Annotated in this window: 17 protein-coding genes and 1 tRNA gene; 5 read left to right on the top strand and 13 right to left on the bottom strand. The window is 73.3% G+C overall.

The window, feature by feature from the left end; all coding sequences use genetic code 11:
• The 4 genes from RZ84_RS32130 to RZ84_RS32115 form a co-directional block, all read right to left on the bottom strand.
• Positions 1-1230 (bottom strand): MFS transporter (locus RZ84_RS32130; RefSeq protein ID WP_052230313.1); only part of this gene is annotated, 1230 nt, incomplete at its 3' end.
• Positions 1231-1288: 58 nt separating this feature from the next.
• Entirely contained in the window at positions 1289-2455 is a 1167-nt protein-coding gene (locus RZ84_RS32125; RefSeq protein ID WP_241777965.1) for an amidohydrolase family protein, read from the bottom strand.
• Positions 2456-2460: 5 nt separating this feature from the next.
• A complete protein-coding gene (locus RZ84_RS32120) occupies positions 2461-3837 on the bottom strand; it encodes a glutamine synthetase family protein (RefSeq protein WP_043267945.1) in 1377 nt (458 codons plus the stop codon).
• A 78-nt stretch (positions 3838-3915) separates the two neighbouring features.
• Positions 3916-5979 carry a SpoIIE family protein phosphatase gene (locus RZ84_RS32115; protein WP_043267943.1) on the bottom strand — a complete coding sequence of 688 codons (2064 nt, stop codon included), beginning with the start codon at positions 5977-5979 and terminating at the stop codon, positions 3916-3918.
• Between the two features lie 300 nt (positions 5980-6279).
• Here RZ84_RS32115 and RZ84_RS32110 point away from each other — a divergent pair, with 300 nt between their 5' ends.
• Positions 6280-7176 carry a TetR/AcrR family transcriptional regulator gene (locus tag RZ84_RS32110; RefSeq protein WP_052230312.1) on the top strand — a complete coding sequence of 299 codons (897 nt, stop codon included), beginning with the start codon at positions 6280-6282 and terminating at the stop codon, positions 7174-7176.
• A gap of 136 nt (positions 7177-7312) precedes the next feature.
• Here the strand turns inward: RZ84_RS32110 and RZ84_RS32105 are convergent, their stop codons facing one another.
• On the bottom strand, positions 7313-8590 hold the full coding sequence (locus tag RZ84_RS32105; protein WP_241777964.1) for a serine hydrolase domain-containing protein: 1278 nt from the start codon (positions 8588-8590) through the stop codon (positions 7313-7315).
• A gap of 111 nt (positions 8591-8701) precedes the next feature.
• Here RZ84_RS32105 and RZ84_RS32100 point away from each other — a divergent pair, with 111 nt between their 5' ends.
• Together RZ84_RS32100 and RZ84_RS32095 are read left to right on the top strand one after the other, a co-directional pair.
• The gene (locus tag RZ84_RS32100; protein ID WP_043267939.1) at positions 8702-9031 is read left to right on the top strand and encodes a DUF427 domain-containing protein; all 330 of its coding nucleotides are present in this window, start codon (positions 8702-8704) and stop codon (positions 9029-9031) included.
• A gap of 404 nt (positions 9032-9435) precedes the next feature.
• Positions 9436-9981 carry a DUF309 domain-containing protein gene (locus RZ84_RS32095; RefSeq protein WP_052230603.1) on the top strand — a complete coding sequence of 182 codons (546 nt, stop codon included), beginning with the start codon at positions 9436-9438 and terminating at the stop codon, positions 9979-9981.
• Between the two features lie 298 nt (positions 9982-10279).
• Here the strand turns inward: RZ84_RS32095 and RZ84_RS32090 are convergent, their stop codons facing one another.
• The 7 genes from RZ84_RS32090 to RZ84_RS32060 form a co-directional block, all read right to left on the bottom strand.
• Complete coding sequence (locus RZ84_RS32090) at positions 10280-11242, bottom strand: D-alanyl-D-alanine carboxypeptidase family protein (protein ID WP_241777963.1); 963 nt, start codon at positions 11240-11242, stop codon at positions 10280-10282.
• A 206-nt stretch (positions 11243-11448) separates the two neighbouring features.
• Positions 11449-12681 carry a cytochrome P450 family protein gene (locus tag RZ84_RS32085; RefSeq protein WP_043267933.1) on the bottom strand — a complete coding sequence of 411 codons (1233 nt, stop codon included), beginning with the start codon at positions 12679-12681 and terminating at the stop codon, positions 11449-11451.
• Between the two features lie 126 nt (positions 12682-12807).
• Entirely contained in the window at positions 12808-14037 is a 1230-nt protein-coding gene (locus RZ84_RS32080; RefSeq protein ID WP_043267931.1) for an MAB_1171c family putative transporter, read from the bottom strand.
• On the bottom strand, positions 14030-14602 hold the full coding sequence (locus RZ84_RS32075) for a hypothetical protein (protein WP_078894823.1): 573 nt from the start codon (positions 14600-14602) through the stop codon (positions 14030-14032). The genes RZ84_RS32080 and RZ84_RS32075 overlap by 8 nt, the downstream gene beginning before the upstream one ends.
• Before the next feature lie 61 nt (positions 14603-14663).
• Positions 14664-15170, bottom strand: coding sequence for a helix-turn-helix domain-containing protein (locus RZ84_RS32070; protein WP_043267929.1), 507 nt, complete (start codon positions 15168-15170; stop codon positions 14664-14666).
• Between the two features lie 388 nt (positions 15171-15558).
• Positions 15559-15632 (bottom strand) — tRNA-Pro (locus RZ84_RS32065).
• 269 nt (positions 15633-15901) lie between these two features.
• The gene (locus RZ84_RS32060) at positions 15902-16816 is read right to left on the bottom strand and encodes an alpha/beta fold hydrolase (protein ID WP_043267927.1); all 915 of its coding nucleotides are present in this window, start codon (positions 16814-16816) and stop codon (positions 15902-15904) included.
• Between the two features lie 166 nt (positions 16817-16982).
• On the opposite strand from RZ84_RS32060, the gene RZ84_RS32055 reads away from it, so the two are divergent.
• Both RZ84_RS32055 and RZ84_RS32050 read left to right on the top strand, forming a co-directional pair.
• A complete protein-coding gene (locus RZ84_RS32055) occupies positions 16983-20198 on the top strand; it encodes an amidohydrolase family protein (protein ID WP_043267925.1) in 3216 nt (1071 codons plus the stop codon).
• A 295-nt stretch (positions 20199-20493) separates the two neighbouring features.
• A complete protein-coding gene (locus tag RZ84_RS32050) occupies positions 20494-21744 on the top strand; it encodes an acyl-CoA dehydrogenase family protein (RefSeq protein WP_043267924.1) in 1251 nt (416 codons plus the stop codon).
• A 199-nt stretch (positions 21745-21943) separates the two neighbouring features.
• Here RZ84_RS32050 and RZ84_RS32045 read toward each other — a convergent pair whose 3' ends face one another.
• Positions 21944-22567 (bottom strand): GAF domain-containing protein, encoded by a 624-nt coding sequence (locus tag RZ84_RS32045; RefSeq protein WP_052230602.1) that lies wholly within the window; start codon positions 22565-22567, stop codon positions 21944-21946.
• Positions 22568-22629 lie beyond the last annotated feature (62 nt).

Raw genomic sequence — 22629 nt, 5'->3', positions numbered from 1 at the left:
GAGGATGCAGGCCAGTCCGCCGCCGATCACGGCCGTGGCGGGCGAGGTCAGATCGGACACCGACCCGGCGAGGAAGTCGCCCAGCCGCGGGCCGCCCGCGACCACCACGATGAACACGCCCTGGAGACGGCCGCGCATCCGGTCCGGGGTGGCGGCCTGGAGCATGGTGCTGCGGAACACCATCGACACGGTGTCCGCGCAGCCCGCGACGGCCAGGAAGATCAGGCCCGGCCACAGCTGCCGGGACAGGCCGAAGGCGGCGATGGCGGCGCCCCAGGCGGCGACCGCGAGCAGGATGGCCAGGCCGTGCCGGCGGATGCGGCCCAGCCAGCCGGAGAACAGCCCGCCCAGGACGGCGCCCACCGCGGGCGCGGCGACCAGCAGGCCGACGGTCCTGGCGTCCCCGGCGAACCAGAGGACCGCGACCGCGGGGAACAGCGCGCGCGGCTGGGCCAGCACCATCGCCGCCAGGTCGGAGAAGAAGGTCATCCGCAGGTTCGGCCGGGTGGCGAGGAAGCGCAGCCCGTCCAGGACGGAGGCGCGGCGCGGCGGTCCGTCGCCGTGGTCGGGCCGCATCGCGGGCAGCCGCCACATCGCGTACAGCGAGCCGCCGAACGCCACCACGTCGACCAGGTACGCGGCCTGGTAGCCCCACAGGCCGACGATGACGCCACCCAGCATCGGCCCGCCCATCAGGCCGAGGTTGGTGGTCAGCGACTGGAGGGCGTTGGCGGCCGGCAGCTGCTCCTTGGGGAGCAGACGGGGCAGCATTGAGGAACGGGCCGGCGAGTTCAGTGCGAAGCAGACGGCCTGGAGGGCGACGACGGAGTAGAGCAGCCACACCCGGTGGTAGCCCGCCAGCGCGGCGGCGGCCAGCACGACGGACATGGTGGTGGCGCCGGCGGCGCTGCACAGCCCCAGTTTGCGGCGGTCGACGGTGTCGGCGACGGCGCCGCCGTAGAGCCCGAAGACGACCAGCGGGACCAGCGAGCACAGACCCACCAGGCCGACCGAGAAGGTGGACCGGGTGAGGGCGTAGACCTGGAGGGAGACCGCGAGCGCGGTCATCTGCTGTCCCATCCAGGAGACGGTGTTGCCGCACCACAGGCGGCGGTAGTCCGGGGAGGCGCGCAGCGGGGTCAGATCGGCGAATATCCGTGCGCGCAAGGGTATTTCGCCGGGCCCGTCCTTCGCGGAGGGCGTCGCGTCAGAAGTCGTTGTAGACGGCACGCGGCAGTAAACCACGAGGTACGGCCACGGTGGAACAGGCACCGGGCGGCAGCACCCCTTACCGCCCGGGGTGCCCGCCGGAGGCCCTGCCGTCGTCCGGCTCCGCCAGCCCGTACACCCGGCGGGCGTTCTCCGCCGCGACCATCGCACCGACCCGCCGGGCGTCCGGTGCCGACCAGGCCCCGGACTGTGTCCAGGCGCCCAGGACGGAGCCCAGGGCGGTCCGGAACAGCGCGCTGCCGATCAGGTACAGCTCCGGCAGGCCGTGCGCGTCGGTCGAGAACAGCAGCTTGCCGAACGGCGCCAGCTCCAGGAACTCGGCGAGCACCGCGGGGGCTCGGGGACCGACGTGGGTGAGCGTCAGCCCGACGTCGGCGTAGACGTGCGGGAAGACACCGGCCAGATAGGCGGCCTGCCGATGGTAGGGGTAGCAGTGCAGCAGCACCAGGTCGGTACCGCTGTCGGCGGTGGCCCGGATCAGGCCGGTGAGCAGCGCCGGATCGGCGTGGTCGAGCCGCAGGTCCGGGTCGCCGAAGCCGGTGTGGATCTGGAGCGGGCGGCCGGTGGCCACGGCCAGCCCGATGAGATGGCGCAGGAGTACGGGGTCGGTCAGCCGGAGCGCGCCGGCGGCCAGCCAGGCGCCGGCCGCCGCCCGTACCTCGCCGGGGCCGGGCGTCCGGGGATCCAGCGCGAGACCGTGCCGGTAGGCGGCCACCGACTTGAAGGCGACGGCGGTCCGCGCCGCCTCCCGGACGCCCCGGTCGAGGCCGTCCAGGAACTCCGCGGTGCCGCTCGCCGTGCCCGCGATCCGCTCCGCCAGCGCCTCCAGCCGGACCACCTCGAAACCGGTGCCGCCGCCCGCCTGTGCGGTCTCGGCCGGGTCGGTGAGGTCGCCGGGCAGCCCGGTGTCCACCAGGTAGCTGCCGATCCCGGCGGCGGACAGCAGCCGGCGCCGGGTCTCCGCCGGGCCCAGCTCGCGGCGGCGGGCCAGATAGTCCTCGGGCGGGCAGTGCGCGGGCAGGTCCAGCAGCGGCGGGCACCAGCGGCGGACCGCGAACCCGGCCTGGGTGTCGAAGAAGCTGGTGCCCGCCGCGGGCGGGAGGTCCGCCTGGCTCAGGAACCCGGCGAACGTCGCCGGGTCCGGCTCGTGCCGCAGCACGCCGTGGCAGTGGTGGTCCACCAGCGGCGGCAGGTCGTCGGGGGTGCCGGGCACCGGGGCGGCCACGGCCGTCACCAGCGCCAGCGGGTGGCGGCGGCGATCGCCTCGGGGGCGCTGTCCACGAAGTGCGCCTCCTCGGCCCGGCGGACCGCGAGCACCGCGCCGTGCAGTACCTCGCCGAGCGCCTCGCGGAGCGGTGCCGACTTCTCCAGCCGGTCGGCGGCCTCGGTGAGGGTGGCGGGCAGCCGGACGATGCCGCGCCGGGCGCGCTCGCGAACCCCGAGGACGCCCGGATCGCCGGTCTGCGGTTCGGGGAGTCGAGCGGCGGTCTCGATGCCGTGCAGCCCGGCGGCGATCACCGCACCGACGGCGAGGTAGGGGTTGGCGGCGGCGTCGAAGGTCTTGACCTCGGCGTGGCCGCCGTCCGGGTCGTCGGGCGCGCCGGTGATCAGGCGCAGCGCGGCCTCGCGGTTCTCCACGCCCCAGCACTGGTAGACGCCGGCCCAGTGGGAGGGCAGCAGCCGCAGATAGCTGGCGGGCGAGGGGCAGCCGATGGCGAGCAGGGCGGGCAGCGCGTCCAGCACGCCGCCGAGGAAGGCCACCGCGTCGGGCGCCAGGCCCCATGCCGCGTCCGGGGTGCGGTGCAGGCTCGTGCCGTCGCGGTAGAGGCTCAGGTGCAGATGGCAGCCGTTGCCGACCTCGCCGGCGACGACGGTGGGGGCGAAGCTGGCGCGCAGGCCGTGCCGGGCGGAGACGGCGCGCACGGTCTCGCGGACCAGTACGGCGTCGTCGGCGGCCCGCACCGGGTCGCCGGGCGCGGTGGTGACCTCGAACTGGCCGGGCGCGTACTCGGGATGGAGCTGGAGGACGTCGACGCCCTGGACGGTCAGCGCCTCGGTGACATCACGGAGGTAGTCGGAGAGTTCGACGACCCGGGTCATGCCGTACGCCGGGCCCGGGCACGGGTAGTCGAGGACGTCGGGGTCGTCCGTGGCCCGGGTGACCACCCACTCGGTCTCGAAGCCCATCCGCACGTCGAGGCGGGCGGCGGTGGCCCGTTCGGCCATCCTGCGGGCGAACAGCCGCTGGCAGGCGGGGTGCGGCTGCCCGAGTTGGTCGTAGCGGTCGACCGGCGCCCAGGCCCAACCGGGCTGTGCGGCAAGGGAGGTGAGGCGGTCCAGGTCGGGGAAGAGCCGCAGATCGCCGTCCGGCCCGCCGAGATGGGCGGATTCGGTGATGGCGTCGTCGGAGGTGAAGACGTCGAAGACCGGCGACATCCCCACGCCCCACTCCACGGCGCCCGCGAGCCGTTGCGCCGGAACGGCCTTGACGCGCGTGATGCCCGCGTTGTCCACCCAGGTCAGCGCGACGTTCCGGACGCCTTCCGCCTCCAGCCGCGCCGCCGACTGACGGGCGGTCTCGCGCTGTTCCGCAGCCCGCGATCCCATAGAGCAGTCCTCACTTGGCCGTGCCGATCCCTCGGCGCCCGTTCCCGCTGTGCGCCGGTCAGGCCAGGGCCTTCCCGGTCAGGGGCAGTTGAACTCGCACCATACGCACTTTCCGCCGCCGCGCGGTTCCACTCCCCACACATCCGCCAGCCGGTCGACGAGCAGCAGCCCGCGGCCGGAGACCCCGGCCTCGCCCGGTTCCCGGCGCCGCGGCAGACTGCTGGACCGGTCCTCGACCTCCACCCGCAGCCGCCGTTCGACACCGTGCGGCATCCGGATGCTCACCACGGCCTCGCCGTCGGTGTGCAGCAGTGCGTTGGTGATCAGCTCGTCGGCGACCAGCTCGATCTCCTCGGAGCGCTCCCGGGCGCCCCAGGCGCGTACCGCCGCGCGGATCATGTGCCGGGCGGCGGACAGCCCTTCGGGGTCGGCGGGGACGATGTGCTGCCGAAAGCGGCCCACGGTGTCGTGCTCCGGCGCGCCCAGCCGGCGCAGCAGCAGCAGCGCCATGTCGTCCTCACCGGTCCGGCCGTCCGCCGACTCGCAGAGCCGGTCGGCGAGTTGCTGGACATCCTGGGGGCCCTCGCGGATGTCCTTGGCCAGGTGCCGCAGCCCGATGTCGAGGTCCGTGCCCGGCTCCTCGACCAGGCCGTCCGTGCACAGCACCAGGGTGTCCCCCGGCGCGAGATGGACGGTGGTCACCGGATAGTCGAGCAGCCGGAACTCCGACGAGATCCCGAGCGGCAGCCCGCCGGCCACCGGCAGCCGGCGGCAGATGCCCTCCGCGTGCCGCACCAGCGGGTCGATGTGGCCGGCCCGTACGAAGCGGGCCGCGCCGGTGCTCAGGTCCGCGTCGACGTACGTGCACGTGGCGAAGCGGTCGGTGTCGAGCTCGTTGAGGAAGGCGGAGGCGCGGGCCACCACGGTGGCGGGCGCGTGCCCTTCGGCCGCGTACGCGCGCAGCACGATCCGCAGCTGCCCCATCAGCGCCGCGGCCTGGGTGTCGTGCCCCTGGACGTCGCCGATGACCGCGGCGACCCGGCCGTCCGGCAGCGGGATCACGTCGTACCAGTCGCCGCCGATGTCCCGGCCCATCCGGGCGGAGCGGTAGCGGACGGCGATCTGCGCCTCCGGGACACCGGGGATCCGGCGCGGCAGCATCGCCTGCTGGAGGCCCGCGGCGATCTCGTGCTCCTGGTCGTAGAGCATCGCGCGGGCCAGGCTCTGCGCGATGCTGCTGCCCAGCGCGACCAGCACATTGCGCTCCTGGTCGCGGAACTCGCTCTCCCGCTCGAAGAACAGCCCGATGACGCCGATCGGGCGGCCCTGGGCGATCAGCGGCAGATACGCGGCGGAGCCGATGTTCAGCGGCTCGATGGCCGGCCACAGCCGTGGATAGGCGTACCGGAACTGGTTCCGGGTCTTCACGAAGCGCGGGGTGAGCGTCCGCACCACCTCGCTCATCGGGAAGTCGTCGCCGATCCGCGTGAACTCCAGGTCCGGCACGAAGCTCCCGGCCCGGCCCTCGGAGACCAGCCGGATGCGCCCCGCCTCGACCAGTCCGAGGATGACGTTCTCCGCTCCCAGCCGGCTCAGCCCCTGCTCGTCGGCGAGTACCGCGATCACCTCGCCCACCGTTCTGGCGTGGGCCAGGGCGGCGGTGGTGCGCTCGACGAGGCTGGTGTGCCGACGGCGCTCCTCGGTGATCGCTATCCGCTCGGCCGCCTGGGTGTACTCGTCGCTGGCGTCCCGGACCACCCCGATGATCCGGCGCGGCCGGCCGGTCTCGTCGCGGCGGATGCTGCCCTGGGCGTGGGTCCAGCGCAGGGTGCCGTCCCGCATCCGGACCCGGAAGTAGGCGCCGTAGGAGTGGCTGCCGTCCTTGAGCGCGCGGGTCACCAGGGCGTCCAGCCTGGCCGCCTCATGGCTCGGCACACGGCAGCTGAGGGCTTCCGGACGGTCGTCGTACTCCTCCGGAAGCAGGTCGAAAACCTCCAGGGCGGGCGGATCCAGGTGCATCAGCCCGCTGTCGAGGTCCCAGTCGAAGCCGCCCATCCCGTTGAGGGCCAGGGTCAGGTCCGGGTGGGCGGGCCAGTCGTCCGGCACCGACACGGTGGGCTGCTTCGCTCCCCGGTCAGCCATGCCGTCACTTTGCCACATTCACCCGTATTGCGGCTTGTCCAGGTGGCCGGCATTAGGCGCACGGAGCCGGGCGCGCGGACGGCGGGGAAGCCCTGGCAGGACGCCCCAGGGCCCACGCCGCGCGATCCGCCCCGGCACCGGCGGCCCGGCGCGGCATGCCCCGCACTCGCACCACACCCTGACTCGCACATCAGTCACGCCGCGAGCCATCCCCAATTCCCCCAGAATTCCACGACCGCCGACCGAACCCGCACCTCCATCCGTTGCGATGTTCTCAACACGCTGTTACGGTCCCCGGCCATGACCGAAGACCCCGGGGACCGGATCGCCGACGACGCCGGGCACGTCACGGACCGCGTCCGGCAGGTGATCGACCGGCTCGGCTGCAGCCGCCGCGAGTTCGCCCGCCGGATGGCGCTGGACCCGTCCAAACTGTCCCGGTCGCTCAGCGGCACCCGGCGCTTCACGCTCGCCGAGATCGTCCGGATCGCCGAGATCGGCGAAGTGGACACCGGCTGGCTGCTCGGCGCCCCGGAACGCCCGGCACCGCCGCCCGCACGGGAACCCGCCGCGGTCCCCGAAGGCGGCCGGCCGCTCCAGATCGTCCGCGAGACCGTCCGGCTGATCGCCGAGCACGGCTTCCACGGCGTACGGGTCGCCGATATCGCCGCCGCCTGCGGCATCAGCCCGGCCGCCGTGCACTACCACTTCACCGGCCGCGACGAACTGCTGGAGGCGGCCGTGCGCTGGTGCATGGACACGGACACCGAGCGCCGCGCGACCGGGCTCGCCGCGGCCCCGGACGCCCGCGCCGAGCTGCTGCACCTGATCGCGCTGCAGACCCCGCGCACCGGGCAGCAGCGCCGGCAGTGGCTGGTCCGGCTCGACCTGTGGGCGCAGGCCGCCCGCGACACCGCCGTGGGGCGGCTGCACCAGCACTACTACCGGCAGTGGCGCGGCACCGTCGCCGACGTGCTGCGGCGCGGCGTCGACCAGGGCGTCTTCCGCCCCGTGGACCCGGACTTCACCGCCCTGCGGCTCACCGCGCTGATCGACGGCCTGGCCACGCAGGTGCTGGCCACCGCCCTGGACAGCACCGGCCCGGACACCATGCACGCCGCCCTGCTCGCCTTCGTCGCGACCGAGCTCACCGGCGACGACGACGGCGCGGCCGGCGACCGGACGAGCGCCGGCTGACGCCCCTGCCACGAGTCCCCGGCACCGCCCCTCGGTAAGGAGGGGACGCGGGGCCCTGCCTCACCTCCGCGCTGGCCGGCGGCGAGGCGCGGGGCCGGGGCGGGGGCCGGGGCCCGCCGCACCCGCTGTCCCTCACTCACCCTTTCGTCAGCGCCTGCACCACCCGCTGGGTCATCCGGAGCTGGGTCGCGTCCCGGTGCGTCGGGTTGAACGACAGTACTGCCCGGCGCTGTTGGTCGCGGGTGGCCATCATGACCGAGGCATAGCCGTAGCGCTCGCCGGTCTTGCCCCAGAGGGTGATGCCGTTCATGGTGACGGTCTGGAGGCCGGCCGCGTAGCGGGCGGGGCTGCCGTCGACCATGCGCACGCCGTCGGGCAGCGTGAACATCCTCTCCAGGACGTGCGGCGGCAGCAGCCGGCCGGAGAACAGGGCGGCGAGGAACCGGTCCAGGTCTCCGGTGGTCGATATCATCTCGCCTTCGCCCCAGGCGGATGTCTGGTCGTAGTCGGTGATGTCGAGCAGGCTGCCGTCGGTCATTCTCATATAGCCGTGGACATGGGCCCCTTGGATACGGATGTCCTTCCCGGGGAACGAGGTCTGCCGCAGACCGAGCGGGCGCAGGATGCGGCTGCTGATCACCTCGCCGTAGGGGCGGCCGGTGAGCCGCTCGATGAGCAGGGCCAGCAGGACGTAATTGATACCGCGGTACTCCTGCTTGCTGCCGGGTGCGAATTTCATCGGACCGTGCGAGACCAGGGCGATGAACTGCTGCGGGGTCCAACGGTCGTAGCGGTGGCGGGCGATCGCCTCGGGGGTGGACAGGTCCGGCAGGCCGTCCCCCTTCTCGTCGGGGAAGCCGCTGGTGTGGTTGAGCAGCTGCGTGAGGGTGATCGGCGGGAAGTCGGACGGCAGCAGGCCGGGGAGATGGCACTGGATGACGGAATCGAGCGCGACCCGGCCCTCGGCCGCCAGTTGGAGGACCACCGTGGCCACGAACACCTTGGTGATACTGCCGATGCGGAACCTGTCCCGCTCCCTTATGGCCCGGCCGCTCGCCCGGTCGGCGACCCCGGCGGTGCCGTACCACCGCCCCGCCGACCCGGTGACGCGCAACTGGGCGCCGGTGACCTCGGGGTGCTCCAGGTCGGACAGGGCCGCGCGCAGCGCCGCGACGTCGAGGGGCGGGAGGGGCGAGGAAGGCAGTGGAGGTGAGGGGCGTAAGCGGGGTCGCGGCGGTCCGGCGGTCGCGGCGCGCGCGGGGCCGATGTCCGCCACCGCCGCCGCGCCGGCGAGCGCCGCCCCGACAACTGCCCTGCGGGACAAGGGCGAGGACGAACGATCGGAAGCCGCAGCGGCGGCGGACGAGGGAGTGAAGGGAGACGAAGGGCCGGAAGGCGTCATGTCGTTGGTCATGTCACACACTGTGCCGGATCCGCGCCACGCTGCCGTCAGGGATCTCCCTGACCCGTCCCGGATGCGACCCTGAGACGACACCCAGCCGACAAGCGAACGGAGATCAGGGTTTTGTCCACTCAAGGCCATCGCATCGAGATCGAGCAAGGCACCGAACGCGTCCGGGTCGTGGTCGGCGGGCAGCTGCTCGCCGACAGCCGCCGTCCGCTGCTGCTCTCCGAAACCGGCTACCCGGTGCGGTACTACCTGCCGCCGGAGGACGTCCGCACCGATCTGCTGACACCGTCCGGTACCCACACCGTCTGCCCGTTCAAGGGCACCGCCTCCTACTGGTCGCTCGAAGGCGGCCCTGAGGACATCGCCTGGGCCTACCCCGAGCCGCACGACGCCGTCGCGCAGATCAAGGACCATCTCTGCTTCTACGAGGTGCAGTTGGGCTAGCGTCCGCCCAGTGGGCCAGGGCCGGGCCCGCGATGCTCCCCAGCTACCGCGGGGGAGGTGCCCCCAGGCACGGCGCCTCCCCCGCATCAGCGGCCCGTCGGCCGGCAAGCCTGCCGACAGCACTCGCGCGGCTCCTTGACGCATACCTGGCCCACTTCCCGGACCTTCCGGGATCTTCCCGAACGGCCACCGGCACCCACGGTGATGACCTCCACCGCCCCGCGGCGCACAATCGAAGGGTGAGCGACCCGGAGGAAACCCGACGCACGCCCCGTTACGACGAGGGCGGCGACCCCGCCTGCTGGCTGGACCAGGTCTGCGACGCCTGCGGCCGGATCAGCGAACGGCCCGGCAGCACCGTCTGCGACCACTGCGGCGCGGAACGGAACGCGGAGCAGGGCGCGGTGACCGGCGCGGACACCGCGCCCGCCGCCGCTCCCCGGCCCGCCGCCCCCGGTCGCCGCCGGGACCGCGACGAACAGGGCCGGGCCCGCAGCGCGCGCCCGCGCGACGGGCTCGGCCGCCCTCTCCCGTACGGGTCCGAGGGCGTCGCGCGGCAGCCCGAGGGGGTGGCGCGCACACCGGAGGAGTCACTGTCCGAGGCCCAGCGGCTGCTGGACGCCGGGATGCCGTTCCACGCCCACGAGGTCCTGGAGGACGCCTGGAAGGCCGCCCCGGAGACCGAGCGGGAGCTGTGGCGCGGGCTGGCCCAGCTCGCCGTCGGACTCACGCACGCGGCCCGCGGCAACGCCACCGGCGGTACCGCGCTGCTGGACCGGGGCGCGGCGGCCATCGCCCCGTACGCGGCCACGGCTCCGTACGGGATCGACATCGGCGGGCTGACGGCCTGGGCCCGGGAGCTGACGGACCGCCTCGGCGGCGCTCCGTCCGGCCGCGGGGGCGCTGCGGTGTCGGCGGCCGGGACGGCACCCCGGCTGCGCAGGTCCTGAGGAGCGGCCGTGTCCCCTTGGGCCTGTCCGATGGGCCACGATCCAGGGCCTGTCGACGGGCCGGGGGCCAGGCTCTGTCGTCAAACTCCCGCCTGCCTGCCGACGCCCTGCACGCGCCCCCACCCTCGAACCGGCTTCACACGGCTCGGGCGGGACCCCCTTCGCCGCACCGGGCAACGACCCCAGTACTCCAGTACAGGGGTCCAGTCCAGGGGCCGTCGCCCGGCACGCCGAGAACACGCACCGGACGCCGCCCGGCCCGCCCTTCGGGCGGACGACGGGAGTGTGACGACGGGGCCTAGGAGCGGTTGACCGGTTCGGCCTCGTCCGCGTTGCGGAAGCCCCAGTCCAGCAGCGCCCCGGCCTCCTTGTAGACGCCGTTGACTTCCCCGGACTGCGGGTTGAGGACGGTGGCGATCAGGGTGTGGCCGTTGCGCCGGGCCGCGGCGATCAGGGTGTTGCCGGCCTTGCTGGTGTAGCCGTTCTTGACGCCGACGATGCCCGGGTAGCGGGACAGACCGTGCGAGCCGACCAGCATCCGGTTGGTGTTCTCGATCTCGGTGGTGGCGCCGCCCGCGGCCGGGAACCTGGCGCGGGCGGTGGAGCAGTAGCGGGCGAAGTCGGCGTTGGCGAGCCCCGCGCGGGCGAAGACCGTCAGGTCGTACGCCGAGGACACCTGGCCGGGCGCGTCATAGCCGTCCGGCGACTTGACCATGGTGTCGTGGGCGCCGAGTCTCCTTGCGGTCTGCTGCATCTCGCGGGCGGTGGCCGACCAGCCGCCGTTCATCGAGGCGAGAACGTGCACCGCGTCGTTGCCGGAGCGCAGAAAGACTCCGTACCACAGGTCGGAGACCCGGTAGCGCCCGCCCTGGCGGACGCCTACGACGCTGCTGCCGGTGCCGAGGCCGTCGAGGTCGGCGGAGCTGACCTGGCGGACGTGGCCGGCGGAGAACTTCGGCAGGACGGTGACCGCGAAGAGGGTCTTGAGGGTGCTGGCCGGGGCGAGTTGGCGATGCGGATTCCGGGCGGCCAGCACGCGCCCGGTATCCGCGTCGGCGACCGTCCAGGCCAGGGCGCTCAGGCCGCGGGGCAGCCGCCGCCGGACGGGCCGGTCGGGCCGCAGCAGGGCGGCCACGGCGGGGTGGCGGCCGGGCGGTCGGTGGGGCCGGGCATGGGCCGGTATGGATGTCAGGGACATCGCGGCGACGGCGGTGAGCGCCATCGCACCGGCCTTCTTGGACACACACGCGTCAGTTGCCATGTCGTCACGCTATGGAGAGCGCGCGGGAGTCGCAGCACAGATGCGCCAGACGGGCCATGCGGGCCGTGATCGGCACGGCGCACCGGATCCGTGCGCAGCTGCAAAGGACCCGCCCGGTGCGACGGGGGATGCACACCGGGCGGGTCACAGCACTTTTCTACCGCACGACTGAAGGGTTACGCATCAAAAACGTGTTCGTTTGCGGATTACCAGGCCACGGGCAGCGAAATCAGGCCACGCGCCCGAAGCGCCCTGCGGTGCCGCAACTCCCCCCGGGGAACGTCCAGCCGCAGCCCCGGGAAACGGCTGATGAGCGCCCCGATCGCGATCTCCGCCTCCATACGGGCCAGCGGCGCACCCAGGCAGTGGTGGATGCCATGGCCCAGCGCGAGGTGCCCGGAGAGCTCCCGGCCCCAGTCCAGCCTGTCCGGATCGGGGAATCGGGCCGGGTCGCGGTTCGCGGACGCGATCGACAGCAGCACGGTCTCGCCCGCCGGAATCCGTACGCCGCCGATGTCCAGGTCCTCGACGGGGAAGCGGCGGATCGCCAGCGGATCCGGTCCGTCGAAGCGGAGGAACTCCTCCACAGCTGCCGGCAGTTCGGCTGGATTCAGGCGCAACTGGACGAGCTGCTCGGGGTGATCGAGCAATGTGAGGACGGCGTTGCCGATGATGTCGACGCTGTACTCGTAGCCGGCGAAGAGAATGAGGAAGGCGAGCGAGGTCAGTTCGTCCTCGGTGAGCCGGTCGCCGGCCGGGCCGGCGGCGGCGTCCTCGGGGGCGTCGCGCACCGCGATCAGGTCCGAGAGCAGATCGTCGCCGGGCTCGGCGCGCTTGGCCGCGATCAGCCCGGTGTAGAACTCCAGCATCGCGCCGACCGCCTCCTTCATCGCCTGCGGCCGGCCGGGGTCAGGGGTGATGAGGGCGTCCGACCAGGCCAGGAAGTCGCGCCGGTCGTCCTGCGGGATGCCGAGCAGATCGCAGATGACGGTGATCGGCAGCGGGCCCGCGTAGTCCGCGATGAGCTCCGCGCGGCCGTTCTCCGCCATGGCGTCCAGCAGTGTGTCGGCGATCCGCTGCACGGGGGCGCGCAGCGCCTGGACGCGCCCCGGGGTGAACGCCTGGACCACCAGGCGGCGGACCCGGGTGTGGTCCGGCGGGTCCATGTTCAGCAGATTGGCGTCCAGGGCGGGCGGCAGGGCGAAACCGGAGTAACTGCCGGGCGCGGCATGGCGCTTGTCGAGGGAGAGCCGGGGGTCGGCCAGCGCGCGGCGGACGTCGTCGTAGCGGGTGACCAGCCAGGCGGGCCGCCCGTCGGCGGCGGTGATCCGGTGCACCGGGCCGGCTTCGCGCAGCGCGGCGTAGCCGGCGTACGGATCGTCGAGGAGTGGCGTCACGTCGATGGGGGCGTCGGGGCCGGTCTCGGCGGTGTTCTGCATGGTTCCCGACTCTAGATCGGGGCGTTGGGGCGCTCGCCCGGCGGCACCGGCATACGGGCCGGTGCCGCCGCTGCCAGGGGTGGCCCGGACCCCCGTGCCGGGCCACCCGGTCCGTGCGACCGCGCGTCAGGTGCGCGGCCGGGCGCTGCGCTCCCGCAACTCGGTCAGTACGGTCTCGATCAGCGGCGAGTGGTAGACATCCGCGACCAGCGCCAAGTGCTCGTACTCCGTGGCGAGTTGGGCGCCCTCCCGGCCGTCGGGGGCGGCGGCTACCACGACGCTGTCGGCACCGTGGGCGGGGACATGGCCCACCGCGCGGTTCTCCAGGCCGCGCCGCAGCGCCGCCGCCTCGGCGACCGCGGCCAGCTGCCGGTCGTCGAGTGCGACCGCGCGGGCCCGTTCGAGGACGATGTCGACCGCGTCGGACTCCACATGGCGGCGGATCCCGCGCTGCACGTCGCGGATCTCGGCCATCTGCCGGTTGGCGCGCCACTCCAGGTCGGCGAACGGCCAGCGGCCCGACCACCGCGAGCCGTCCATGGTGACCTCGGGGCTCTGCGCGGTGACGGTCCGCCAGAGCGGGGAGAGGCGGCGCAGCCGGCGCCAGGCGGCGACGCGCGGGCCGGCCGCCGGCAGCGAGAACCCGGCCAGGACCAGGATCGCGCCGACCGAGGCGCTCAGCGGGGCGACGCCGTTGGAGAGCCAGAGCGCGGGATGCCCGAACCACGACAGGACGAAGCCGATGACTTTGCAGGCGCAGTAGACCAGGCCGAGCCAGCAGCCGGCGGCCAGCACCCGCAGCCCGCGCGCCAGCCACGATCCGCCGAGCCGGGCGGCGTAGCGCGGGCAGAGCGTCCCCAGGCCCGCCAGGCTCGATCCGAAGATGGCCAGATACAGCACCAGGAAGAGCATCACGCCGGGTGCGTCGGTGTAGGCGGTGCTGAAGTCGCGGGGGTGCTCGACGGCGTCCGGCCGGCCGACCGCGAAGCCGGTGACGGCCACCGCCCAGAGCCCGGCCACCGCCCCGACCGCCACTCGGGCCCTGACCCGCGCCCGGGCCCGCGCCGCCTCGCCGTCCCCCGCCGTCCAGCGCAGCAGCAGCACCAGCGCACCCGCCGCGAAGACCACGACGGAGGAGTAGAGGAAGACCATGGCGAGGTTGGCCACCCCGACCAGCCGGTCGAATCCGCGGTAGAGGCTGGGCGCGGAGAAGAGGAAGACCGTCGCCACGCCACCGGTCATCACACAGGCCAGCCCCAGGTCCGTGTTGCTGCGGTCCCGGAACCAGGCGACGGACTTGTACGCCACCAGGGCCCAGGCGGCGGCCCCGAAGCCGAGGTAGACGATGTCAAACATCCGTGCCTCCCGCCCGTGCTGCGTCCTCCTGCTGGCGCCGGATGTGCTGGAGTGCGGGCCCGAGGGCCGCCGCCACCTCGGCGGCCGGCCCCTCCAGGGGGACCTCCCGCTCCGCCTCCGACGGCACCACCCGCTCCATCAGGAGCGTGCCGAGCACCTCGGTCTCCCGCTCGGCGAGGCTGTCATAGCCGTGGTGCCGGGCGAATCCCATGGTCAGGCCCATCCGCCGCATGGCGGTGGCGACGTCGACGGACGGTGTCCAGATCCGCAGCGCCTCTTCGGTGACGGCCGGGTCCTGGGCGTGCCCGAGGAGCAGGTGGCTGAGTTCGTGCAGCACGATATGGGTCTGGTGCCAGGGGGAGGTCTTGCGTTCGTAGAAGACCCAGTAGCCGTCGTCCGTGGTGGCGGTCATCCCCGAGACCACCCCGCCCAGGCTCATCGGCACCAGGTGGACCGGCCGCTCCACCCGTGCCGCGACGACGTCGCGGACTCCCCGCAGATCGGTCGACGCGGGCAGCTCCAGCTCCTTGATGAGCTGCTTGCACCGCCTGCGTATCCGCCCCACTCGCATGCTCGTCCCGTCCTCGTGTGCGGCCCGCCGCCAGGTAGTGAAGATCCGGTCGTGCTCAGCGGTCCGTATCGGGCCGTGTGCCACGCCGATCACCACCCTGCTCCGGCGGGTCGGCCGGCAGGTTCATCTGCCGGCGGAACTGGGAGATGATCGTCGTCAGGCTGTCCTGCACCTCCGGCGGCAACCCGACCGAGCGCAGCGCGATGGCCCGCACCCGCTGGTCCCGCATGGCGGCCAGGAACCGGACCTCCTCCTCCACCCGCGCGGCCTGCGGCTGCGAGAGGTCACCCAGCAGATACCCGACCGGCACCGCGAAGAACTTGGCCAGCGCGCGCAGGAGTTCGTGACTCGGGTTCGTACGCCGCCCGTTGCGCAGCATCGACAAATACTGCTCGGTGACCTTGACCCCGCCGTACTCCGCCGTCCCGCAGCTGATCTCGTCGGCCACGAAGGCGTTGGTGTACGGCGCGCCGGGCGGGTGCATGTGCGCGAAGAGGTGATTGAGCCGTTCCGCGAGCAGGCCCCCCGCCCCCTTGGACCGGCCGTCGCCCCCCACTGCCATGCCACCGTCCCATCCATCGAGCCCAACGAACAGTTAAGGCCGCCGAAACCGCTCTCCCCATCCTGTCACGCGGGGAACACCCCGCACCAGTCCACATACGGACAGTGAGGGCGGCCGGACTTAACCACGAGTTGAGCGCCCGGACAACGCCGACGCAACGGGACACCCCTGACGAGAGGGACGGGAGGGACGAGAGGGGAGGGAACCGCGGGGCGAACGGGACGGCGAACGGCCGGCAGTGGCAGGCGCGTCCGGGAGACGGCGGGGCACGACACACGCGGCAAGGACAGCAAGAACAGCAAGTACGGCACGAACAGTAAGAACGGCAAAAGACGAAAAAGCCGCCCCCTCTCATGAGGAGACGGCTTCCGACCTGTGCTGCCACAAGTCGGGACGACAGGATTTGAACCTGCGACCCCTTGACCCCCAGTCAAGTGCGCTACCAAGCTGCGCCACGTCCCGGTGCCCGTTCCGCCGGGGTCACCCCGAGCGGTCGTGCACGAGAACAATACCCCATGTCAGAGGGTCCGCGTCGCCACATTCCGGCCGGACCGGGCACGAGGGGCGACGGACGGGAGAGGCGACGGACCGGGTGAACAGCGGCACCGTCGCCGGTGGCACCGGCGGTCGGGGTCACCGAGCCACCTCGGCCCACGGGATCCGCCCCCCACTTGACCTCAAGCAAACTTTTGACCTCGACCGAACCCCAGGTCGCCACGTCCCCCGCGGGCTCAGATGTGCTTGTCGAGCCAGCCGAGCAGGTCCTGCTGGACCTCGTCGCGGTGGGTCTCGTTGAGGATCTCGTGGCGGGCGCCGGGGTAGCCGCGCCAGGTCAGCTCGCGGATGCCGAGATAGCGGAAGTCCTCCAGGAGTTCATGGATCAGGGTCATCCGCTGGTGGCAGGGGTCCTGGTCGCCGACCGCGACGTGGACGGGCAGGCCGCGCGGGATGCGGGCGAGGTGGGCCGGGTCGTTGACCTTGCGGATGGCCCGTACCCAGTCGAGGGCGAGACCGGCGCAGAACGGGAAGCCGCACTGTTCGTCGGCCACGTAGCGGTCCACTTCGGCGGTGTCGCGGGAGAGCCATTCGAAGCCGGTGCGGTGCGGGAAGGCGTCGTTGAAGAAGCCGAAGGTGCGCGGGATGAAGGGCGAGAGGTGGGCGCGGCCGTGGGCGGCGATCTCCGCCTCCAGTTCGGCACAGGCGGCCTCGATGTCCAGGCCCGGCAGTGTGCGGAAGGTGCCGGTGAGGATCAGCCCGGCGAGGTCGGCGCCGTATTCCTGGGCGTAGTCGCGGGCCAGCATCGCGCCCATGCTGTGGCCGAGGAGGACGAGCGGGACGCCGGGGTGGGCCGCGGCGGCGTGGTCGCCGATGCCCTTGAGGTCGCCGACGATCGCCCGCCAGGCGTCCTCGCCGACCACGCCGAGGCCGCCGGTGGTGGCGGCGGTGGCGCCGTGGCCGCGGTGGTCGGAGGCGACGACGGCATAACCGTGGCCGGTCAGGAAGCGGGCGAAGCGGTCGTAGCGGCGGCCGTGTTCGGCGGCGCCGTGGGCGATCTGGACGAGGGCGCGCGGTGCCCCGGACTCCGGGAGCCAGGTGTAGGTGGCGATACGGGCGCCGTCGGGTGCCTGGTGGAAGTCCTGCTGCATCGTTGCCTCCTGGGGCTGGCGGGCGTCGGTCGCGCCCACTCTGGCCTGCCGGGCGGCGGTGCGCCACGGGGCGCGCGGCGGAGTTGGCCCACGGCCCGTGCCGCGTGGCACGATCGTTCGGTTCTGTGTCGGCCCTGTGCCGCAACCCCCTTTCGCAGGAGGACCGTTGGACACCACAGACCATTCCGGCGACGCTCCGATCCGGCGTTCGCCGCTGTCCCGCCGCAGATTTCTCCAGGGCACCGCCTCGGTCGCCGCGGCGGCCGGCCTCGCCGGGGTCGCCGCCCCCGCGCCCGCGTCGGCACAGCCCGCCGCCGGTGCGTCCGGCGCCACCCTCTCCTTCACCGCCGCGACCGATGGCGCGGCCTCCCTGGCCCCGGCCGGCGACCGACTGGTCGCCGAGGTCCAGAACGTCCTGTGGTCGCTGCCCCGCTCCGGCGGTGACGCGGTGGCGCTCACCCCGCCCGACCTGGAGCCGACCCGCCCGGTGTACTCCCCCGACGGCCGCCGGATCGCCGTCTGCGCCTACCGGGGCGGCAACTTCCATCTCTGGACGCTGCACCCCGACGGCTCCGGCCTCAAGCAGCTGACCGACGGCCCCTGGGACGACCGCGGGCCCGCCTGGTCGCCGGACGGGACCCGGATCGCGTTCGCCTCGGAGCGCGGCGGCGACGCGGTGAGCGGCAGCCCGTACCGGTTATGGGTGCTGGAGGTCACGACCGGGCGGCTGACCCGGGTGACCGGGCTGCCCGGCCAGGAGGGTCCCCATCAGGACGGCGCCTGGGAGGACTTCGACCCGTGCTGGTCGCCGGACGGCTCGCGGCTCTTCTTCGTCCGCGGGCGGGTGTCCGGCACCACGCTGGCGTCCCGTACGGTCGCGTCGGTGCCCGCCGACGGGCAGGGCGCGATACGCGTCGAGCACACCGAGACCGCCGCCGCCCAGGTGATGGTCCCGGCGCTCTCCCCGGCCGGCCGGCTGGCGTACCTGCGGACCACCGACCATCCGGGGCCGACCTGCACGCTGGTGGTGGACGGTGCGGCGGTCGCGGTCGGCGGTGACGTGGAGCCGGTGCCGCCGCGCTGGGTGTCGCGCGACGAGCTGCTGCTGACGGTCGGCGGCCAGTTCCGGATCGTGCGGCCGGACGCCCCGGAGCACGCCGAGCGGATACCCTTCGCCGCCCGACTGCCGCTGCACCGCCCCGAATACCGCGTCAAGGACTACGGCTTCGAGCGCACCGCGGCCGGTCCGGTGCGCGGGGTGCATCTGCCCGCGCTCTCCCCCGACGGCCGCAAGGTCGCCTTCGCCGCGCTCAACTCCCTGTGGCTGGCACCCACTTCGGGCGGCGGCGCGCCGCGCCGGATCACCGCCGCCGACGCCACCCGCTATGTGCTCGCGCCGAGCTGGTCGCGGGACGGCCGGTCGCTGGTGTACGCGGACGACCGGGACGGGCTGTTCGCGGTGCGCCGCCGGGACCTGGAGTCCGGGACGGAGACGGTGCTGGCGACCGGCGGGCGGGTGCAGCCGGCGCTGTCCCCGGACGGCGGGCGGCTGGCCGCGCTCGACATGTCGGGCAACCTCGTCGTCCGGACGCTGGCGGACGGCACGGAGAAGGTGCTGGCCACGCCGATGGGCGCGGGCGGGCTGCCGGGCCGGCCCAGCTGGTCGCCGGACGGGCGCTATCTGGCGCTGTGCGACCGAAACCGGCTCAACCGCCGGTTCCGCGAGGGCTACAACGTCATCCGGATCGTCGACGCCGAGACCGGCAAGGACCGGCTGTACCCGGTCGCCGAGCATGTCTCGATAGCCGACCGCTACGACTCCGGCCCGGTCTGGTCGCCGGACGGCCGGTTGCTGGCGCTGATCGCCGAGTCGGCGCTGTGGGTGCTGCCGGTGCGGCCCGACGGTACGCCGGACGGTGCCCCGCGGCAGCTGACCGAGGAGAGTGCCGATCATCCGTCGTGGTCCGGGGACTCCGCGACGCTGCTGTACCTCTCGGCGGGGAAGCTGCGGCTGGTCCCGGCGGCCGGCGGTCCGGCGCGGACCGTACCGGTCGCGCTGCAACGCCGCGGGGCGCGCGCCCAAGACACCGTCGTACACGCGGGCCGCTTCTGGGACGGGACCGGCGAGGCGGTGCGCGAGGACGTCGACATCGTCGTCCGGGAGGGGCGGATCACGGCCGTGGAGCCCCACCGGGCGTCCCGGGCCGGAACCGCCCGTCGGGTGGACGCCTCGGCGAAGACCGTGCTGCCCGGCCTGTGGGACGCGCACACGCACCCCTGGCAGACGACCTACGGCGGCCGGCAGACCGCGCTCCAGCTCGCGTACGGCATCACCACCACCGTCTCCTGCGGCGGCTTCTCCTACGAACAGGCCCGGCTACGGGAGGCGTTGGCCGCCGGGGCGCTCACCGGGCCGCGGCTGCTGAGCTGTGGTGAGCTGCTGGACGGCGGCCGGGTCGCGTACAGCATGGGGCGGGCGCACCGCACCCGGGAGGGGCTGCGCCGGTCGCTGGAGCGCGGCGCGGCGCTGGACTGGGACTTCGTCAAGACCTATGTCCGGGCACCGGGTTGGGTGATGGCCGAGGCCGCGCGGTTCGCCCACGAGCGGCTCGGGGTGCGCGCCGGGAGCCATCTGCTCACCCCGGGAATTCAGCTGGGGCACGATCTGACGACCCATCTCCAGGCCACCCAGCGGCTGGAGTTCGGACACGCGGTGTCCGGCACCGGGCATGCCTACCAGGACGTCGAGGAGATCTACACCGGCAGCGACTTCCGCATGCTCGCCACCCCGTTCTCGGCGACCGCGCTGATCGGCGAGGATCCGGCGCTGGCCGAGGACGCGCGGGTGACCAGGCTGATGCCGCCGTGGGACACCGCGGTCGTACGGGAGGGCGCCGGGCACCGCGCGACGCCCGCGCAACTGGCCGACATCCAGACCGAAGTGGGTGTCTACCGGCGGATTCTGAGCGGCGGCGGGCTGATCGCACTGGGCACCGACCAGCCGCTGGTGGCGGTCGGGCTCTCGCTGCACCTGGCCCTGCGGGCGCTGCACCGCGGCGGGCTGACGGTGAGCCAGGCGCTGCGGACGGCGACCGCGCTGCCGGCCCGGGTGTTCGGCGCGGAGCGGGACCTGGGGACGCTGGAGGTCGGCAAGCTGGGCGACATGACGCTGGTGGACGGCGATCCGTTCAGCGATTTCAGCACCCTGGTGCGGACCTCGGCGGTGGTCAAGGGCGGCCGGCCGTACGAGCAGCGGGCGTTGGTGGACGCCTTCCCCGCGCCCGGCGGGCATGCGCTGCGCTCGGCGGCTGCGGACGACACCGACTGGCTGGAGGTGGGCCGCCAGCAGCGGCGCGAGTCCTGCTGCGGCACCGGCCACTGACCTGCGGTACCGATCGCCGCGGCGGCGGGTGGCGCGGGGTGGCGCGGCTCCGGGACGACCCGGGGCCGCGCCACCGGCGTTGCGCGCACCGGGGGTTGTGCGGCCGTTCCGCGTGCGCCGGCACTCACGCAAACGCACCCGCCTGAGGTTTCGCTCCGTGCGCAGTAGGTATGCCAACGGGTGTTGCACGCGGTAAGCGACACATCACATTCCGGTACGACCACAGGCGGCGCCGCCGGTGCCGCCCCGAGGAGGGAGCGGCCGGCGCGGGGCAGATCGCGGAGGAGGGCTCGTTTTGCAGCGCTACTTCACCGACCAGCGGCACGAGGCACTCCGGCAGCGGGTGCGGGACTTCGCCGAGCGCGAGGTCCGGCCCCGGATTGCGGAGATGGAGGCGCACCGCACGGTCTGCCACGACCTGTCGCGACTGATCGCCCGTCAGGGCTGGATCGGTGCGACGGTGCACCGCGCCTACGGCGGGATGGGCGCGGGCCACGTCGCCAAGACCCTCATCATCGAGGAACTCTCACGGGTCAGCGCCGCGATGGGAGCCATGGTGCAGGCATCCCAGCTGGGCGTCGCGAAGATCGTCCACTTCGGCAGCGAGGAGCAGAAGAAGACCTGGCTGCCGGCCATCGCGTCCGGCGACTGCCTGCCGACCATCGCGGTCACCGAACCGCAGTCCGGCGGCCATGTGCTGGGCATGGCCTCCACGGCGGTCCGGGACGGCGACGACTACGTCCTCAACGGCCAGAAGATCTACGTCGGCAACAGCCATGTCGGCGATCTGCACGGCGTGGTGGTCCGCACCGGCGAGGGCTCCAAGGGGCTGTCGGCCTTCCTCGTCGAGACCGGCACCCCCGGCTTCCGGGTCGGCGCCGAGCAGCCCACCATGGGACTGCACGGCTTCAGTTTCGGCGAGCTGTTCTTCGACAACTGCCGGGTGCCCGCGGCCAATCTGCTGGGCAAGGAGGGCGACGGGCTGTCCGTGGCGTACTCCTCCAGCGTGCTCTACGGGCGGCCCAATCTGACCGCGGTGTCACTGGGCATCCACCAGGCGGTGCTGGACGAGACCACCCGGTTCTGCACCGAGCGGCAGCGCTACGGCAAACCGCTCGCCGCCCTGGGAGCCGTCAAACTCAAACTCGGCCGGATCCAGTCCCGGCTGCTGCTCGCCCGGCTGTCCGCGTACCACGCGGTCCATCTCCTGGACCAGGGGCTGCCGTGCGACGCGGAGCTGATGAACGCCAAGCTGGTCAACGTGGAGTCGGCCCTGGAATCGGCCCGCGACGCGATGGACGTCCACGCCGCCTGCGGGCTGTTCACCGACCGCCCCGTGGAGCGCTTCCTGCGCGACGCACACCACATCTTCGCGCCGGCCGGCACCTCGGACATCCAGCTGCTGCGGCTGGGCGAACTGGCGCTGGGCCAGACCAAGGGCGAGTGGTCCAGCCGGCTCGCGGAACGGGTACGACGGGATCCGGCCGACCTGCCGGAGGAAGGGGAGCTGCCGGACGGGCCGGCGGCGCTCGCCCGGCTGATCTAGGCCCTGTCGTCACACTCCCGTCGTCCGCCCGAAGGGCGGGCCGGGCGGCGTCCGGTGCGTGCTCTCGGCGTGCCGGGCGCCGGCAGGCGGGAGTTCGACGACAGGGCCCAGGGGCCGTCCGGCGGGTCAGGGTCGGGCGCGGCCACCGCCGTACCGGGTCCCGGAGCGAGTGACGTGTCCCGGGGCCGGACGCTCCGGTTCAGGACTCCTCGGACCCCGACCGCTCCTCGGACCCGGGCTGCTTCTCGGACTCGGACTCCTTCTGCCGGCGCTCCATCTCGTGGATCTGCTCAACGAGTTCGGCGGCCAGCGACTTGATCGTGTGCAGCCCCTCCCGCCCCCAGGGGCGCGGTTCGAGGTCGACGACGCAGACGGTGCCCAGCGTCATCCCCGTATGGTCGATCAGCGGCGCGCCCATATAGGTGCGGATACCGAGCTCGTCGACGACGGGGTTGCCGGCGAACCGCGGATAGTCGCAGACGTCCTCCAGGACCAGTGCCTTGCGCCGTACCACGACGTGCGGGCAGTAGCCGTGATCGCGGGCCATCCCCCGGCCCGGCCGGCCGCTGGCGGGCGCCGGGCCCAGCTCGATGGCCTTGTCCTGTCCTGGTACGTAGAGACCGGCGAAGTACTGCTCGTGCTCGTCGATGAAGTTGACCATGGCGTACGGGGTATCGGTGGTCCGCGCGAGCTTGCGCGCGAAGTCGTCGAACGCGGGCAGCGGATTCTTGCCGATGCCCAGCTCGCGCAGCCTTCGGACCCGGGCCGGGGCCTCGTCGTCCTGCGGGGTGAGCAGCAGATGGCGGGTCGGGTCGTAAGACACGTAAGGGATACGGGAAGAGGGGTAGCGCGAGGCGGGGTAGTGGGAGAAGGGGTATCGGGACG

Origin of the sequence: Streptomyces sp. CT34 (genome assembly GCF_000805335.1) — a bacterium.
Lineage (GTDB): Bacteria > Actinomycetota > Actinomycetes > Streptomycetales > Streptomycetaceae > Streptomyces.
The sequence above is the reverse complement of the archived record's forward strand: the minus strand, read 5'-3'. Positions and strand labels throughout refer to the sequence as shown.